We start from the raw sequence: 15,150 nt of genomic DNA, 5'->3' as shown, positions 1-15,150 counted from the left end.
GAACACCTGAACCGTTTCCCCTGCCCCGGCCGCGTGATCGAAGCCCTTCGCTCCCATCCGATCCACAACAGCTGGCAGGCCTCGCCAGGCGTGCTGCCCACCGTGGTGGAGCAGTCGGGGCGCGGCGAGCGGGCCTTCGACATCTATTCCCGCCTCCTGCGGGAGCGGATCATCTTCCTGGGCACCGGCATCGACGATCAGGTGGCCGACTCCCTGGTGGCCCAGCTCCTGTTCCTGGAAGCGGAAGATCCCGAGAAGGACATCCAGATCTACGTCAACTCCCCGGGCGGATCCGTCACGGCCGGGCTGGCGATCTACGACACCATGCAGCAGGTGGCTCCCGACGTGGTGACCATCTGTTACGGCCTGGCGGCCAGCATGGGCGCGTTCCTGCTCTCGGGTGGAACCAAAGGCAAGCGCATGGCCCTGCCGAGTGCGCGGATCATGATCCACCAGCCCCTCGGGGGCGCCCAGGGACAGGCCGTCGACATCGAAATCCAGGCCAAGGAGATCCTTTTCCTCAAGGACACCCTCAACGGCCTGATGGCAGAGCACACCGGTCAGCCCCTCGAGAAGATTGCGGAGGACACCGACAGGGACTACTTTTTGTCTCCGCCTGAAGCCGTCAGCTACGGACTGATCGATCGTGTCGTGGATGACACCGTCACGGTTTGATCCTTAAGGTCTGCTGACGAACCTCTGGTTTCGGCCCATCCTGGAAGGCCGGCCCACGCCCCACCCCCTGACCAGGACGCCCCAGCCCGATGGCCAAGTTCGACGCCCATCTCAAGTGCTCGTTCTGCGGCAAGTCTCAGGAGCAGGTGCGAAAACTGATCGCCGGACCAGGGGTCTACATCTGCGACGAGTGCATCGATCTCTGCAACGAGATCCTGGATGAGGAGCTGGTTGAAAGCCATGGGACCGCCAGGTCCGGCGGAGACCACGGCCGCAAACCTGCCGTCAAGAAGACCAGCAAGCCCGCCCCCACCCTGGCGAGCATCCCCAGACCCAAGGAGATCAAGGCCTTCCTCGATCAGCAGGTAGTGGGTCAGGACGAGGCCAAGAAGGTCCTCTCGGTGGCGGTCTACAACCACTACAAACGCCTGGCCTGGCAAGGGGACGGCAAGGGTGAGACCGATCGCAGCGCCACCCGTCTGCACAAATCGAACATCCTGCTGATCGGCCCCACCGGCTGCGGCAAGACCCTGCTGGCCCAGACCCTGGCCGAACTGCTCGATGTGCCCTTCGCTGTGGCTGACGCCACCACCCTCACCGAAGCGGGCTACGTGGGCGAGGACGTGGAGAACATCCTCCTGCGCCTGCTGCAGAAAGCCGACCTCGACGTCGAGCAGGCCCAGCGCGGAATCATCTACATCGACGAGATCGACAAGATCGCCCGCAAGAGCGAGAACCCCTCGATCACCCGCGACGTCTCCGGTGAAGGGGTGCAGCAGGCACTGCTCAAGATGCTGGAAGGCACTGTCGCCAACGTGCCGCCCCAGGGGGGCCGCAAGCATCCCTACCAGGACTGCATCCAGATCGACACCAGCCAGATCCTCTTCATCTGCGGCGGGGCCTTCGTCGGCCTCGAAGAGGTGGTGCAGCGGCGCCTGGGGCGCAATTCGATCGGTTTCGTGCCTGCGGATGGCCGCGGCCGCGGTCACCGCGAACTCAAGGCCAGCCACGTGCTGCGTCACCTCGAACCCGACGATCTGGTGCGCTACGGCCTGATCCCGGAGTTCACCGGCCGGCTGCCTGTGAGCGCGGTGCTGGAACCCCTTGATGTGCGCTCCCTGGAGTCGATCCTCACCGAACCGCGCGATGCCCTGGTCAAGCAGTTCCAGACGCTGATGAGCATGGACAGCGTGCGCCTGGAGTTCGAGCCCGGCGCCATCGAGGAAATCGCTCATGAGGCCCACCGCCGCCGCACCGGTGCCCGCGCCCTGCGCGGCATCGTCGAGGAGCTGATGCTGGATCTGATGTACGACCTGCCCTCCAACAACGAGGTCAGCACGTACACGATCACCCGCGAGCTGGTGGAGCAGCGCAGCAAGGCCAAGGTGCTCCCTTATCCCAGTGTGGTCAGCCAGCAGGAATCGGCCTGAACGGCAATCCACCCCTGACCGTTCTTGTCCGGCCTGCAGACCCGGCGGCAGGCTGAATCGGTCCTGACCCGCGATCACGGCCCATGGCAGCCGCCGACCATCTCCAGGTGCCTAGGCAGCATGGTCTGTTCCACCACCACGGCATCGACCTGGGAGATGGCAGCGTGGCCCATTACCTGGAGGGCCGGGCAATCCTGCGCTCAACCCTCGAGGACTTCAGCCGCGGTGAACCCGTGGCGGTGGTGGCCTATGACCCTGCCGAGATCTCTCCGGCGGGCATGACCCTGCGCCGTGCCATGGGCCGGCTTGGAGAGCAGCGGTACAACCTGATCTTCAACAACTGCGAGCATTTCGCCATCTGGTGCAAGACCGGTCGTCATCGCAGCGCCCAGGTGGAGGGCTGGCTGCACACCGGCAGCCTCGGAGCCCTGATGCTCGGCCAGCTGGTGCCGGCGGCCCTGATCACCGGCGTGCGTCTGCTGCTCAGGCAGGGCCTCAACCTGGATGGGGAACAGCTGGAGAAGGGTCGAACACTCGCGCTGCAGAGCCTGGAGCAGCTGGATGGTCTGCGCCTGAAGCTGCAGCAGAGGCTGGAGGCGGAGCTGGCCCGGGCGGAGGCTCGCTGGGGGGAAGGCCGGGACGAGGCCTCGGAGGCGTTCCTCAAGCTGCGGCAGGCGGCCCAGACCCTGGCCGACCAGCTCGAGGAGGTGGAGGAGATGGAGGACCGTCTGGAGCGCCTGCTCGCCCCGAAACCCTCTGAGTAGCCTCATGGGCCAGGCCGTCCGGGGAGCAGCCTCCATGACCCAGGCCAGCGCCTACCTGCCCCTGCCCCAGAAGTACAGGCCGCAGCGCTTCGACCAGCTGGTGGGGCAGGAGGCGGTCGCCTCAACCCTCACCAGTGCCCTGCGCCAGAACCGCATCGCACCGGCTTACCTGTTCAGCGGGCCCCGGGGCACGGGCAAGACCTCCAGCGCCCGGATCCTGGCGCGGTCGCTCAATTGCCTGACGGCCCCGGGCCCCACCCCCGACCCCTGCGGCAGCTGTGAGCTCTGCCGCTCGATCACGGCCGGCAACGCCCTTGATGTGATCGAAATCGATGCCGCCTCCAACACCGGCGTCGACAACATCCGCGAGCTGATCGAGCGCTCCCGCTTCGCGCCGGTCCAGGCCCGCTGGAAGGTCTACGTGATCGATGAGTGCCACATGCTCTCGACCGCCGCCTTCAACGCCCTGCTCAAGACCCTGGAGGAACCACCACCTCGGGTGGTCTTCGTCCTGGCCACCACCGATCCCCAGCGGGTGCTGCCGACCATCCTCTCCCGCTGCCAGCGCTTCGACTTCCGTCGCATTCCCCTGGAGGCCCTGGAGGGTCATCTGCGCTTCATCGCCAGCGAGGAGGAGATCGCTATCACCCCCGAGGCGCTGCATGTGGTGGCGCTGCGGGCCCAGGGTGGCCTGCGCGATGCCGAGAGCCTGCTCGACCAGCTCAGCCTGCTGAGCCCGCCGATCGAGGCCCTGGCGGTGTGGGACCTGCTCGGCGCCGTGCCTGATCAGGAGCTGCTCGAGCTGGTGGCCGCCATGGGAGAGACTGATCCCGTGGGACTCCTCGAGACCTGCCGGCGGCTGCTCGAACGGGGGCGGGAGCCCGGGGCCGTGCTGCAGGGTCTGGTCAGCCTGCTGCGGGATCTGGTGCTGGCCGGGGTGGCCCCGGACCGACTGGAGCTCACGGCGGTCAGCGCCCAGGTGCAGCCGCTGTTGCCCGAACAGGCCCGCCGTATCGGCAAGGCGCGGCTGCTCAGCTGGCAGGCGCAGCTCAGGGGCAGCGAACAGCAGCTGCGCCAGAGCGCCCAGCCGAGGCTCTGGCTGGAGGTGCTGCTGCTGGGTCTGCTGGCGGAGCCGGTGGCTGCGGCTCGGCCCCAGGCGCCCGAGGCAACGCCGACAGCCCCCCGCCCCCAGGCAGGAGTGACAGCAACAGCCTCTCCTGCTGCTGTCGTCACCCCAGCCAGCCCGGCTCCGTCCAACACCCCTGCTGCCGGCCCGGAGCCGGAACCGGAGCACCAGGATCTCGGGGAGCTCTGGCAGCAGATTCTCTCCAGCCTGGAGCTGCCCTCCACCCGCATGCTGCTCTCCCAGCAGGCCTCCCTGCTGCGCCTCGATGGCCAGCGGGCGGTGGTGCGGGTCAGCAGCAAGTGGATCGCCATGGTGCAGAGCCGCCTGCCCCTGCTGGAGTCGGCGCTGCGCCACGCCCTGGGCAGCCCCCGCCAGGTGCTGCTGGAAGCCTCCGACCAGCCCAGCAGCCCGGTGGTGGTCACTCCACCACTGGTGGCCAGGCCCACGGAACCACCCCAGGACCACGCGTCTTCAGCGGCTGAGGCAGCGGTGGCCACCCAGGCGACGACGTCCCAGATTGCGGCCCCCCAGGCGATGGCCGCAGCCCAGACGCCCTCTCCTGATGCTGTGAAGGCAGCACCGAACCCAGCACCTGATCGATCTGAGCGCCGACCGCTCGATGACCAGGCCCGCCGTCTGGCGGACTTCTTCAACGGCGAGGTGGTGAGCCTGGAGGAGTGAGCCGGGCCGGCTCAGTAGACCTGGGTGGAGGGATCGGAGAGCGGCTCCGCCAGGGGATCGATGGCGACAGCGAGGTCGTCGGGGCTGGCCTCAGTCCCGCTGTCGCCGCCCAGGTGCTGGGTCTTGGCCCACACCAGGCGCTTGGGCAGCAGGGCCATGCGCAGGGTGACCCAGGGGATGACCACGAACCAGTGCGTGAGATAAGCAATCCCAACCGCGGCCGCCAGGGGGTTCATCACCGGCAGGGGAGGGCCTTCGCTGGGGCGACGGCACCCGGCCACGATCGCTGCGCCGGAGAGGCCGAGGGCCACGATCGACAGCGGCCAGATCGTGGGGGCGGTGCGGGTGACCAACGCGGTGAACAGGTCGACGACCGAAACCATCGGCAGAACGTACTGCAGCAGGAAGAAGCTGCTGAGGTCGAGTTTCTGGGCCGGGTTCAGGCGCTCCGAGCACAACCCAGGCCAGTAATCGAAGAAGCGCTGCAGGCCGCCTTCCGCCCAGCGCTGGCGTTGGCGCCAGAGTGCGGGGACGGTGAGCACCGCTTCCTCCTCCACAGGGGGATCCCAGAGCACGCCCACGGGCTCACCGGCCAGCAGCAAGCGAAAACTGAGGTCGAGATCATCGGTGACGGTGTCCTCATTGAAGCCTCCGACCCGGGTGATCGCGTCCCGGCGCAGCAACTGGCCGTTCCCCCGCAATTCCGCCACACCACCACCGGCCAGGCGGCCCTCCTGCACCACCGCATCAAGGGCCATTTCCATGGCCTGGGCACGGGTGAGCAGGTTGCTGCCTGCATTCACCACCGCCTTGCGCAGTTGCATCGCCGACCAGCCCCCCTGCTCCGCCCGAGGGATCAGCTGCTCGAGCAGATCCTCCTGCAGGCCGGCATCAGCGTCGAGAACCAGCATCCAGCGGCCTTCGAGCTGCTCGAGCACCGCATTGAGGGCCCCCGACTTGCCGCCGCCGGCATGGCGGGGCCGCCGCAGCACCCGCAGCATCGGCGTACTGGCCTCGAGGGCCTTCAGCACCTCGGGCGTGCGGTCCTCGCTGCCGTCATCCACCACCCAGAGCCGCAGAACCCCATGGCGGTAAAGCAGACGGCTGACCCGCTCCACCAGACGGCCGACCACGGCCTGCTCGTCGCGGGCCGCCACCACCACATCCACCGGTGGCCAGGGCCCCGGCCAGGGACCATCGCCGCTGGCGGTCCCTGGGGCGGGGGCTTCGTCTGAGCTCTGGGCCGGGTTGCGACGCCAGAGCTGGCCCAGCACGGTGCGCACCACATAGGCACCCAGCAGCAGGGTGAGACTGGCGGCGGGCAGAAGGTTGCGTGGTGGCTCCAGCCAGTGGGGCGCCACCCCGGCCCAGCTGCAGAGCACAACGAAGAGGGCAGCTTTGCCACGACGCCCCCTGGGGCTGGAACCGGTGGCTGTCATGGCAACTCCGTCATGGCAACGCGCCGGCGTGGCTGGTCCGCGTCAGGGCGAACTCTAAAGGCCACCACTGAGGGCTTCGATGCCGACCAGCGTGGTGCCCGGGTAATAGTGCGCCAGGATCCGGTTCTGGCTCCAGCCACGACCGCCCAGATCGATGGCCCCCTGCTGGGAGAGGCCGGCACCATGGCCGAAGCCACCACCCGTGAAGCTCCATCGGCCGGGTCCATCGGACTTGAGCACGAAGAGGGTGCTCGGCAGTTGCCGGAACGTGCGGCGGATGGCGTCGCGGCGCAGCACCCGCTGGCCGCTGCTGCCCACCACCGAGAGGGCCAGCACCCGGCCGCTGGGGCCGCGCTCGAGCACCTTGATCTCCCGGGGTTCTCCGACGCCGCCGGGTCCCTTCTCCAGGGACTGGCGGATGCGGGTGTCATCCAGCTGCCGGGTCCAGCGAAACAGGGGATGATCCGCTCCATAGGCGGCGCTTCCCTGACGCAGCAACTCCGGCAGGGAGGCTGCGGACAGGGGCAGAGCGAAGCGCTGGGCAAAGGCCGGCGGCCCATCGGGACGGGCCTGGAGGTAAGGCAGGGGCGGACCGCTCCAGACCTCCTCGAATCCGGCGGAGATGCCCCCGTTGCTGGCGTGGTAGACGGCGTGGATGGGCTGCCCCTCCCAGCTCAGCACCTGCCCGCGGGTGGCCTCCACGGCACGACGCACAGCGGCGCCGGCCTGTCGGGGATCGGCATACACCTGGCACTGGGTGTCGGAGCAGAGGTGGTAGCCGTCGACGTCGTAGCGATGGCTGTTGCGCAGGGCCCAGGTGCGGGCGAGAACAGCCTGGGCGGCAAGCGCCGCCGCTGGGGAGCCGGCGCCGATCTCATGGGGAACGACCCCCAGCAGATAGCGCTCCAGGGGCACCTGCTCGATCAGGCTCCAGCCGCCATAGGCATTGGCCTGCAGGCGGAAGGGGCCCTGGAATACGCCCTTGCCCCAGCGCAGGCCCTGCGGGGCCTTCAGCCGCACGGGGCCCTCCAGGGCAACAACACGGCCGTCGGCGGCCGTGGCCTCCAGCTCCAGGCGGGCGGTCTCCTCCCGCATCCAGGCCCTGGCCTGGAACCCCTCAGGCGGAGCCGTGCGGGGTGGGGCCCACACTTCCCACTCCCCCGGATGGGCGATCACGGGTTCCACACCCTGCAGGCGCCAGGCCGAGGCGGCCTGATCCGCTGTTTCGAAACTGGGAAAGGGGCCCAGCACGGTGCGCTCCAGCAGCAGGGGCTCCGATAGGGGCCGCTGCCGCCAGCGCAGACTCAGGCTGGTGCCCTGAAGCTTGAGGCCACTGGCATCCTCCAGCTCGAGACTGCCGGCGGCGGCAGTCAGCACAAGAGGTGGCGCCTTGGCGGCAGCCGTCCCAGGAGTCGGTCCGAGCCGGGCACCGAGGGCAACCCAGAGCACCGGTTGGCTGCGATCGATGGCGGGACGAGGGGATGTGGGCCAGTGCAGGGCCGCCGCAGGCATGGCACGACAGCCCGGAGCCAGGAGCAGGGAGCTGCCGAGGCCCAGGGCCAGAGGGGCCAGACGGGGCAGGGAAAGCGGTGAGGGCAGAGCGGGGAATCGCATCGAAAAACCGTACGGCCGAGGTAATGATCCTGGGGGAGTTGGCGGAAGGGGCATCCGCGTCGTACTTTGGTTGTTTGTGAACAGGCGCCAGACATGCCGAAGCTCAAGACCCGCCGAGCAGCTGCCAAGCGGTTCAAGGTGACCGGCAGTGGCAAGTTCATGCGTCGGCGCGCCTTCCACAACCACCTGCTCGATCACAAGAGCCCCAAGCGCAAGCGCTACCTCGGCACCATGGCGGTTGTCGATGAGCGCGATGCCGACAACGTGAGCCGCATGCTCCCCTACGCAGGCTGAGACGCCAGGCGCAAGCCGGCGGTTCCTGATTCCCACCGTTCAACCGAGAGATTTCCATGGCCCGCGTCAAGAGGGGCAATGTCGCCCGTAAACGCCGCAACAAGGTCCTCCGCCTCGCCCGCGGTTTCCAGGGCAGCAACGGCAGCCTCTTCCGCACCGCCAACCAGCGGGTGATGAAGGCTCTGTGCAATGCCTACCGCGACCGTCGTCGTCGCAAGCGTGATTTCCGTCGCCTCTGGATTGCCCGCATCAATGCGGCCGCTCGCCTCAACGGCCTCAGCTACAGCCGCCTGATCGGTGGTCTCAAGCGCTCCGACGTGCTTCTGAACCGCAAGATGCTCGCCCAGCTCGCCCTGGCCGATCCCGGCAGCTTCAGCGAGGTGGTCGGCGCCGCCCGCGCCTGACCCTAAGGCTCACCGAACCAACTCAGCGCATTCGCCAACCCCCCGCAGGCCCGATGGACCTTCTCCTTCCGCAGGCCTACCTGATCGGCCTGATCGTTCTTCTCGGGGGGGCTGCCGTGGTGATCGGCCTGCAGGTCTGGCGGGTACGTGCTGATGAGGTTCGCCTGGCCAAGCTGGAGTCACAAGTCAAGGACGACCCCAAGGATTCCGCCACGCTTTATGAGCTGGCTTCGGTGCAGTTGCGAAAGCGCCTCTACGACCAGGCGGTCGACACACTCAAGCTGGCTTTGAAGCGCTCGGAGGGCGAACCTGGAGAGGCCCGTGCGCTGATCCAGAACGCTCTGGGCTTCGCTCTGGCAGCCCAGGGCAACCACGCCGCGGCCGTGCGTCACTACAGATCGGCCCTTCAGGCGAAAGCGGATTACCCCGTCGCCCTCAACAACCTGGGCTATGCCCTCGAGAGGCAGTCCCTGAACGAGGAGGCCCGCCAGGCCTATAACCAGTCCCTGGTCCTCGATCCCACCAACAAGACCGCGACCAAGCGCCTGAAGCTGCTCGACCGTCGCTTTCCTGCCGAGGCAGTCGAGTCGTCAGGCCCTTCCAAGGGAATGGCCCCGACTGGCGGCCGCTCGACCAGCGGAACCAACGCCGGGTCCGCCACTTCAAGCCCGGCCAGGAACGACAGCTCTGGACCGAAGAAAGCGGCCTGAACCTGATTCTTTCAGTATCCTCCGACTTGACCTTCAGGCGCACGCCTCAATCCGCCTGCTGCAGGTCACCACAGGCCCCGGACCGGCGCTCCAGTGGAGCGTGAAGGCCCGGCTGGCATCTGGGCCACTGGACGCAGGTCGTAGCGACCGCCTGGATTTGTGAGACGGGGGGCCACCCATCCAGCCAGCTCCAGCCCCTGAACCCCGCTGATTTCACCACCCGATTCCATCCCACCGACTTCGCAGTCGCAGAGCATCAGCAGATCGAGCTGGTCGGATTTGGCGTTGAGGTTGCCCTGCACCGCCACAGTGGTCTCTCCCACCTGCATCTCGCCGCGCAGGTCGACCATCTGGCCCATGGGGGTGGCCTGCGAAAGGCGCAGCTCCACCGGCAGGGGCGCGCCTCCACTGAAGGAGCGGTAGACGCCCGACCACACCCTCGGCAGGTCGCGGGCCAGATCGACGGCCCGGCCCTTGGGATCAAAGGTTTCCACCGGTCCGAGCTCGGCCTCGAAGACCTGCACCGCTGGCGTGGGAGGGGCTCCGAAAGGCACGACGCTTCCCACCGGCAAGGGATTCATCGCCAGCTGGGGGTCGGCGGCAGCCAGGAGCAGCGGCAGGAGCAGCGGCATCGGGACGATTCAGGGCACGTGGATCAAGGCTAAGGGCGGCAGTGCGATCCGGCGGACCGAAACGGCCGCCGGGGCCACCGTTCGCGGTAGTTTCGCGGCATGGCCCGGGCTTCGACGACACCCCAATGGACAGCGACACCCTGGTGATCGCGGGCCGGCCCTTCCGCAGCCGCCTGATGACCGGCACCGGCAAGTATCCGAGCCTGGCGGCGATGAAAGCCAGCCTCGCGGCCAGCTCCTGCGAGATCGTCACCGTGGCGGTTCGCCGGGTGCAGTCACTGGCCGCCGGACATGAGGGACTGATCGAGGCGATCGACTGGAGCCGTCACTGGATGCTGCCCAACACCGCTGGCTGCGCCACCGCCGAGGAGGCGGTGCGGGTGGCACGGCTGGGCCGGGAGCTGGCACGGCTTGCCGGGCAGGAGGACAACAACTTCGTGAAGCTGGAGGTGATTCCTGACAGCCGGCACCTGCTGCCGGATCCGATCGGCACCCTCCAGGCCGCTGAGACCCTCGTGCGGGAAGGCTTCGTGGTGCTCCCCTACATCAACGCCGATCCGATGCTGGCGCGGCGGCTGGAGGAGGCCGGCTGCGCCACGGTGATGCCGCTGGGCTCTCCGATCGGCTCCGGCCAGGGGATACGCAATGCCGCCAATATCGCTCTGATCATCGAGAGCGCCCGCGTTCCCGTGGTGGTGGACGCCGGCATCGGTGTTCCCAGCGAAGCGGCCCAGGCGATGGAGATGGGCGCGGATGCCCTGCTGATCAACAGCGCCATCGCCTTGGCGGGAGATCCGGAGGCCATGGCCCGCGCCATGGCCATGGCCACCGTGGCTGGCCGCACCGCTTACCTGGCCGGACGGCTGCCGGTGCGCTCCGAGGCCAGCGCCAGCTCACCGCAGCAGGGCCTGGTCGGTGCCCCGGCTCAGGCCGAGGTCCCGTAACAGTCCTTCTCAGGGCAGGGCCGGAACCGCCGGCACTGGGTAGCTTGCGGCTTCACCTGCGCCCCATCCATGTCGGTCACCGAGGAAGACGGCGGCAAGCTCAATGCCTTTGCCAGGGAGCCCCGCATGGAGGTGATCGAGACGGGGACAGGGCGGAGCCGGTCGACCACCCTGCTGCTGCTGGGGGGTGTGGTGCTGGTGCTGCTGATGGTGGCGGTGGCGGCGGGGATCAGCTGAGCCCCTGGATCCCGGCGGCCTGCTGAGGGGGGGCGGAACGCCTGTAGTAGCTTGCCCCCAGGAGCATCGGCTCGTTCAGCAGGAGTTCAGACGTGAAGGTTCTCGTTCTCGGCGGCGACGGCTTCTGCGGCTGGCCCTGCTGCGTGAATCTGGCCGAGGCTGGCCACGACGTCGTCATGGTCGACAACCTCAGCCGGCGCAAGATCGACGTGGATCTGGGGGTGGAATCACTGACCCCGATCGCCACCGTGCACGACCGCCTGCGGGCCTGGGAGGAGACGGGTGGCCGCGCCATCCGCTTCGTGCACCTCGACATCGCCCAGGACTACCACCTGCTGCTCGAGCTGCTGCGCAGCGAACACCCCGAGGCGGTGGTTCATTTCGCCGAGCAGCGGGCGGCGCCCTACTCGATGAAGTCGAGCGCCACCAAGCGCTACACGGTGGACAACAACGTCAACGGCACCCACAACCTGCTCTGCGCGATCGTTGAGAGCGGCCTCGACATCCATATCGTCCATCTGGGGACGATGGGGGTGTACGGCTATGGCTCCCACCGGGGCGCCACCATCCCCGAGGGCTACCTCACGGTGGAGGTGCCCCAGGCCGACGGCACCCGCTTCCGGGAGAAGATCCTGCACCCCACGGATCCGGGCAGCGTCTACCACATGACCAAGACCCTCGATCAGCTGCTTTTTTACTACTACAACAAGAACGACGGAATCCGCGTCACCGACCTGCACCAGGGCATCGTCTGGGGCACCAACACCGATCTCACCGACCGGGACCCCCGACTGGTGAACCGCTTCGACTACGACGGCGATTACGGCACGGTGCTCAACCGCTTCCTGATGCAGGCCGCGATCGGCTATCCCCTCACCGTGCACGGCACGGGCGGCCAGACCCGCGCCTTCATCCACATCCGTGATTCGGTCAAGTGCGTGGAGCTGGCGATCGATCACCCGCCCGTGTCCGGCGAAAAAGTGCGCATCTACAACCAGATGACCGAAAGCCACAAGGTCAAGGATCTCGCTGAGAAGGTCGCGGCCGTGACCGGCGCCCAGGTGAGCCATCTGCCGAACCCGCGCAAGGAGGCGATCGAGAACGATCTGATCGTCGACAACCGCTGTCTGATCGAGCTGGGCCTCAAGCCCACCACCCTTGAAGACGGTCTGCTCAGCGAAGTGGTGGATGTGGCCCGGCGCTGGGCCGACCGCTGCGACCGCTCACGCATTCCCTGCGTGTCCTCCTGGACCACCACCCAGGCGGCCGCCCTCAAGGCCGCCGTCTGAGCCGATGACCAGGACCATGCCCCGACAGCGGTTCCCGTGAAGATCGCCCTGTTCACCGAAACCTTCCTGCCCAAGGTCGACGGCATCGTCACGCGTCTCACCAAGACCGTGGAACACCTGGTCCGTGCTGGGGACGAGGTGCTGCTGTTCTGCCCGGAGGGCGCCCCATCGCTCTACATGGGAGCCCGGGTGATCGGCGTACCGGCCCTGCCCCTGCCGCTCTACCCGGAGCTGAAGCTAGCCCTGCCCCGACCGGCCGTGGCCGAGGCCCTGGAGGTGTTCCAGCCGGATGTGGTGCATGTGGTCAACCCGGCCGTGCTGGGCCTGGGGGGCATCTGGATGGCACGAACCCGCCAGATCCCGCTGGTGGCCAGCTATCACACCCATCTGCCCAAATACCTGGAGCACTACGGCATGGGCGTGCTGGAGCCTTTGCTCTGGGAACTGCTCAAGGCCGCCCACAACCAGGCCGTTCTCAATCTGTGCACGTCCTCGGTGATGGTGGAGGAGCTCAGTCAGCGGGGCATCCAGCACACCGCCCTCTGGCAGCGAGGCGTCGACACCGAGATGTTCAGACCCGAGCTGCGCTCGGACGCCATGCGACGGCGGCTGATGGGCCGCCATCCGGACAGTGACAGCCTGCTCCTCTACGTGGGTCGTCTGTCAGCCGAAAAACAGATCGAGCGGATCCGGCCCGTGCTCGACGCCCTGCCCCAGGCCCGGTTGGCTCTGGTGGGAGACGGCCCGCACCGGGCCCAGCTGGAGAAAGTGTTCGAGGGAACGGCCACCACCTTCGTGGGCTATCTGGGCGGTGAGGAACTGGCCGGCGCCTTTGCCAGTGCCGATGCCTTCCTCTTCCCCTCCAGCACCGAAACCCTGGGTCTGGTGCTGCTGGAAGCGATGGCGGCAGGCTGTCCTGTGGTGGGTGCCAACCGGGGCGGCATCCCCGACATCGTCACCGATGGGGTCAACGGCTGTCTGTATGACCCCGACGACGACGCTTCCCTCACCGCGGCCACCCTGCGGCTGCTGGCCAGTCCCGAGCGGCGCGAACAGCTGCGGCTGGCAGCTCGCCATGAGGCCGAACGCTGGGGCTGGGCCGGTGCCACCGCCCAGCTTCGCCGCTTCTACCGCGATGTGGCCGGTGCCGGACTTCAGCTGGCGGCCTGAGCCGGCTTGAACCAGGCGGCCAGCAGAGCCTTCACCATCGGTACCGCGACGGTGCCGCCGTAGCCACCACTGTTCTCGCCGAAGGCAATGATCACCAGATCGGGTTGGCCCGCCGGGGCATAACCGCCGAACCAGGCATGATCAGGCCGCGGTGGATCTTCGGCGGTGCCGGTCTTGCCGGCCACCGGCGGCAGGCTGGGATCGTTGAGCATGGTGGCGGTGCCGTTGGTGACCACTTCGCGCAGGCCCTGGCGCAGCACCTGGAGGGTGGTGGGCTTGAGGCCGATCCAGGTCCTCGGGGTGTCCCGCTCCACCAGGTGCGGTGTGACCAGCCAGCCGCCATTGGCCACGGCCGCGTAGAGCCTGGCCATCTGCAGCGGCGTCACCGAAACGGCCCCCTGACCGATCGCCGAGGTGATCGTGTCAACGGACGTCCAGGATTCGCCCAGCACTTTCTTCTTCCAGGCCTTGTCCCCCAGCAGCCCCGGACTCTCCTCATCGCGCAGCTCGATGCCGGTGTAGCTGCCATAACCCAGGCGGCGCGCCGCCTTGAACAGCTCCTCGGAGCCCACCTTCAGGCCCAGCCGGTAGAAGAAGCTGTTGCTGCTCACCGCCAGGGCGAAGGGGAAACCGATGCTGCCGAAGCTGCCATGGTCGGCGTAGCACTGGCCGTCGTAGCAGAAGGAACCGGAGGTGGGGATGGTGGACGTGGGGCCGTACTGCCCCGATTCGAGACCGGCGATCGTGCTGATCAGCTTGAAGGTGCTGGCGGGAGGAAAGGCCCGCATCGCCCGGTTGAGCATGGGGGCTTCCGGGCGGTTGAGATTGTTCCACTGGGCCGTGGTGGGGCCGGTGGAGAAGATGTTGGGATCGAAGTTGGGGCGGCTCGCCATGGCTCGGATCGCGCCGGTGCGGGGATCCATGGCCACGATCGCCCCTTTGGCCACGCCATCGAGGGCCTTCTCGGCGGTGCGCTGCAGCTCCAGATCCAGGGTCAGGCGCAGGTCCTTGCCGGCGCGGGCCTGTTTGTCCCCCAGCACCCGCTGCACCTGGCCCGCGGCATTCACCTCCAGCTGCTGGCCGCCCCACTCGCCCCTCAGATGGGATTCGTAGACCTGCTCCAGCCCGGTACGCCCGATGCGGTCCTGCACCCGGTAGCCCTTGTCGGCCAGCCGGGTGTATTCCTCCTCCGTGATGCCACTGGTGTAGCCGAGCACATGGGCAGCCAGGGGGCCGCCGGGATAGGAGCGCAGGTAATCGACATCCACCTCGGCGCCATCGAGATTGACCGCCTGCTCCCGGAAGCGCAGAACCTGGACGCTGCTCAGCGAACTGGCCAGCTCGATCCGGTAGCCATCACTCTGGAGCCCTTCCCTGTAGTTCAGGTCCAGCTGATCAACCGGCAGCGCCAGCAGCGCCGCCAGCTTGTCGCGCAGGGCGGGCCAGCGTTCCTTCGACACCAGACGAGGCGGCAGGTAGAGGTTGTAGGTGAGGCGGCTGGTGGCCAGCACCTCCCCATGGCGATCGAGCAGACGGCCGCGGACGGGGTGACGGGGCACCAGGCGGATGCGGTTCTGATCGGCCCGCAGGCGGTTTTCGGAGCCCTGGACCAGCTGCAGCCAGGCCAGGCGAGCCCCCATCGCCGAGGCTGCCAGCAGGACCACCGCCAGCAACCAGGCCGGCTGATGACTCATTCCCGACTGCCGAGACGAGCCGGTCTGGAATCCACTGGCCATCGGCT

Annotated in this window: 15 protein-coding genes; 11 read left to right on the top strand and 4 right to left on the bottom strand. The window is 67.8% G+C overall.

Annotation, left to right across the window (positions count from 1 at the left end; translation table 11 throughout):
* The first annotated feature begins 33 nt into the window (after positions 1 to 33).
* The 4 genes from clpP (at position 34) to I1E95_RS08025 (ending at position 4,676) form a co-directional block, all read left to right on the top strand.
* Positions 34 to 675, top strand: a complete 642-nt coding sequence (gene clpP / locus I1E95_RS08040; RefSeq protein WP_197166780.1) for an ATP-dependent Clp endopeptidase proteolytic subunit ClpP — start codon at positions 34 to 36, stop codon at positions 673 to 675.
* An 89-nt stretch (positions 676 to 764) separates the two neighbouring features.
* Positions 765 to 2,105 carry an ATP-dependent protease ATP-binding subunit ClpX gene (gene clpX, locus I1E95_RS08035; RefSeq protein WP_197166778.1) on the top strand — a complete coding sequence of 447 codons (1,341 nt, stop codon included), beginning with the start codon at positions 765 to 767 and terminating at the stop codon, positions 2,103 to 2,105.
* Positions 2,106 to 2,188: 83 nt separating this feature from the next.
* Positions 2,189 to 2,869: a lecithin retinol acyltransferase family protein gene (locus I1E95_RS08030; protein ID WP_197166776.1), complete on the top strand. Its 681-nt coding sequence runs from the start codon at positions 2,189 to 2,191 to the stop codon at positions 2,867 to 2,869.
* A gap of 34 nt (positions 2,870 to 2,903) precedes the next feature.
* Positions 2,904 to 4,676, top strand: coding sequence for a DNA polymerase III subunit gamma/tau (locus I1E95_RS08025; RefSeq protein ID WP_197166774.1), 1,773 nt, complete (start codon positions 2,904 to 2,906; stop codon positions 4,674 to 4,676).
* Positions 4,677 to 4,687: 11 nt separating this feature from the next.
* Here I1E95_RS08025 and I1E95_RS08020 read toward each other — a convergent pair whose 3' ends face one another.
* Together I1E95_RS08020 and I1E95_RS08015 are read right to left on the bottom strand one after the other, a co-directional pair.
* Positions 4,688 to 6,115 carry a glycosyltransferase family 2 protein gene (locus tag I1E95_RS08020; RefSeq protein ID WP_197166772.1) on the bottom strand — a complete coding sequence of 476 codons (1,428 nt, stop codon included), beginning with the start codon at positions 6,113 to 6,115 and terminating at the stop codon, positions 4,688 to 4,690.
* A 54-nt stretch (positions 6,116 to 6,169) separates the two neighbouring features.
* The gene (locus tag I1E95_RS08015) at positions 6,170 to 7,729 is read right to left on the bottom strand and encodes a SpoIID/LytB domain-containing protein (RefSeq protein ID WP_231594940.1); all 1,560 of its coding nucleotides are present in this window, start codon (positions 7,727 to 7,729) and stop codon (positions 6,170 to 6,172) included.
* Between the two features lie 93 nt (positions 7,730 to 7,822).
* Here I1E95_RS08015 and rpmI point away from each other — a divergent pair, with 93 nt between their 5' ends.
* The 3 genes from rpmI to I1E95_RS08000 are packed head-to-tail and all read left to right on the top strand — an operon-like array spanning position 7,823 to position 9,137.
* Positions 7,823 to 8,023: a 50S ribosomal protein L35 gene (gene rpmI, locus I1E95_RS08010; protein ID WP_094554864.1), complete on the top strand. Its 201-nt coding sequence runs from the start codon at positions 7,823 to 7,825 to the stop codon at positions 8,021 to 8,023.
* 56 nt (positions 8,024 to 8,079) lie between these two features.
* A complete protein-coding gene (rplT, locus tag I1E95_RS08005; protein ID WP_197166770.1) occupies positions 8,080 to 8,427 on the top strand; it encodes a 50S ribosomal protein L20 in 348 nt (115 codons plus the stop codon).
* 53 nt (positions 8,428 to 8,480) lie between these two features.
* Positions 8,481 to 9,137, top strand: a complete 657-nt coding sequence (locus I1E95_RS08000) for a tetratricopeptide repeat protein (RefSeq protein ID WP_197166769.1) — start codon at positions 8,481 to 8,483, stop codon at positions 9,135 to 9,137.
* A 65-nt stretch (positions 9,138 to 9,202) separates the two neighbouring features.
* On the opposite strand, the gene I1E95_RS07995 is transcribed toward I1E95_RS08000, so the two are convergent.
* Positions 9,203 to 9,769, bottom strand: a complete 567-nt coding sequence (locus I1E95_RS07995; protein WP_197166767.1) for a hypothetical protein — start codon at positions 9,767 to 9,769, stop codon at positions 9,203 to 9,205.
* A gap of 125 nt (positions 9,770 to 9,894) precedes the next feature.
* Here I1E95_RS07995 and I1E95_RS07990 point away from each other — a divergent pair, with 125 nt between their 5' ends.
* The 4 genes from I1E95_RS07990 (at position 9,895) to I1E95_RS07975 (ending at position 13,409) form a co-directional block, all read left to right on the top strand.
* On the top strand, positions 9,895 to 10,713 hold the full coding sequence (locus tag I1E95_RS07990; RefSeq protein ID WP_197166765.1) for a thiazole synthase: 819 nt from the start codon (positions 9,895 to 9,897) through the stop codon (positions 10,711 to 10,713).
* A gap of 69 nt (positions 10,714 to 10,782) precedes the next feature.
* Complete coding sequence (psb34, locus tag I1E95_RS07985; protein WP_197166763.1) at positions 10,783 to 10,950, top strand: photosystem II assembly protein Psb34; 168 nt, start codon at positions 10,783 to 10,785, stop codon at positions 10,948 to 10,950.
* Positions 10,951 to 11,042: 92 nt separating this feature from the next.
* Complete coding sequence (locus I1E95_RS07980; RefSeq protein WP_197166761.1) at positions 11,043 to 12,239, top strand: NAD-dependent epimerase/dehydratase family protein; 1,197 nt, start codon at positions 11,043 to 11,045, stop codon at positions 12,237 to 12,239.
* Positions 12,240 to 12,275: 36 nt separating this feature from the next.
* Positions 12,276 to 13,409: a glycosyltransferase family 1 protein gene (locus I1E95_RS07975; RefSeq protein WP_197166759.1), complete on the top strand. Its 1,134-nt coding sequence runs from the start codon at positions 12,276 to 12,278 to the stop codon at positions 13,407 to 13,409.
* On the opposite strand, the gene mrdA is transcribed toward I1E95_RS07975, so the two are convergent.
* Positions 13,394 to 15,145: a penicillin-binding protein 2 gene (mrdA, locus tag I1E95_RS07970; protein WP_197166757.1), complete on the bottom strand. Its 1,752-nt coding sequence runs from the start codon at positions 15,143 to 15,145 to the stop codon at positions 13,394 to 13,396. The two genes, I1E95_RS07975 and mrdA, sit on opposite strands and share 16 nt — an antisense overlap.
* Positions 15,146 to 15,150 lie beyond the last annotated feature (5 nt).

It is taken from the genome of Synechococcus sp. CBW1107 (genome assembly GCF_015841355.1).
Classification (GTDB): domain Bacteria; phylum Cyanobacteriota; class Cyanobacteriia; order PCC-6307; family Cyanobiaceae; genus Regnicoccus_A.
This window is presented reverse-complemented; position numbering and strand designations above follow the sequence as displayed.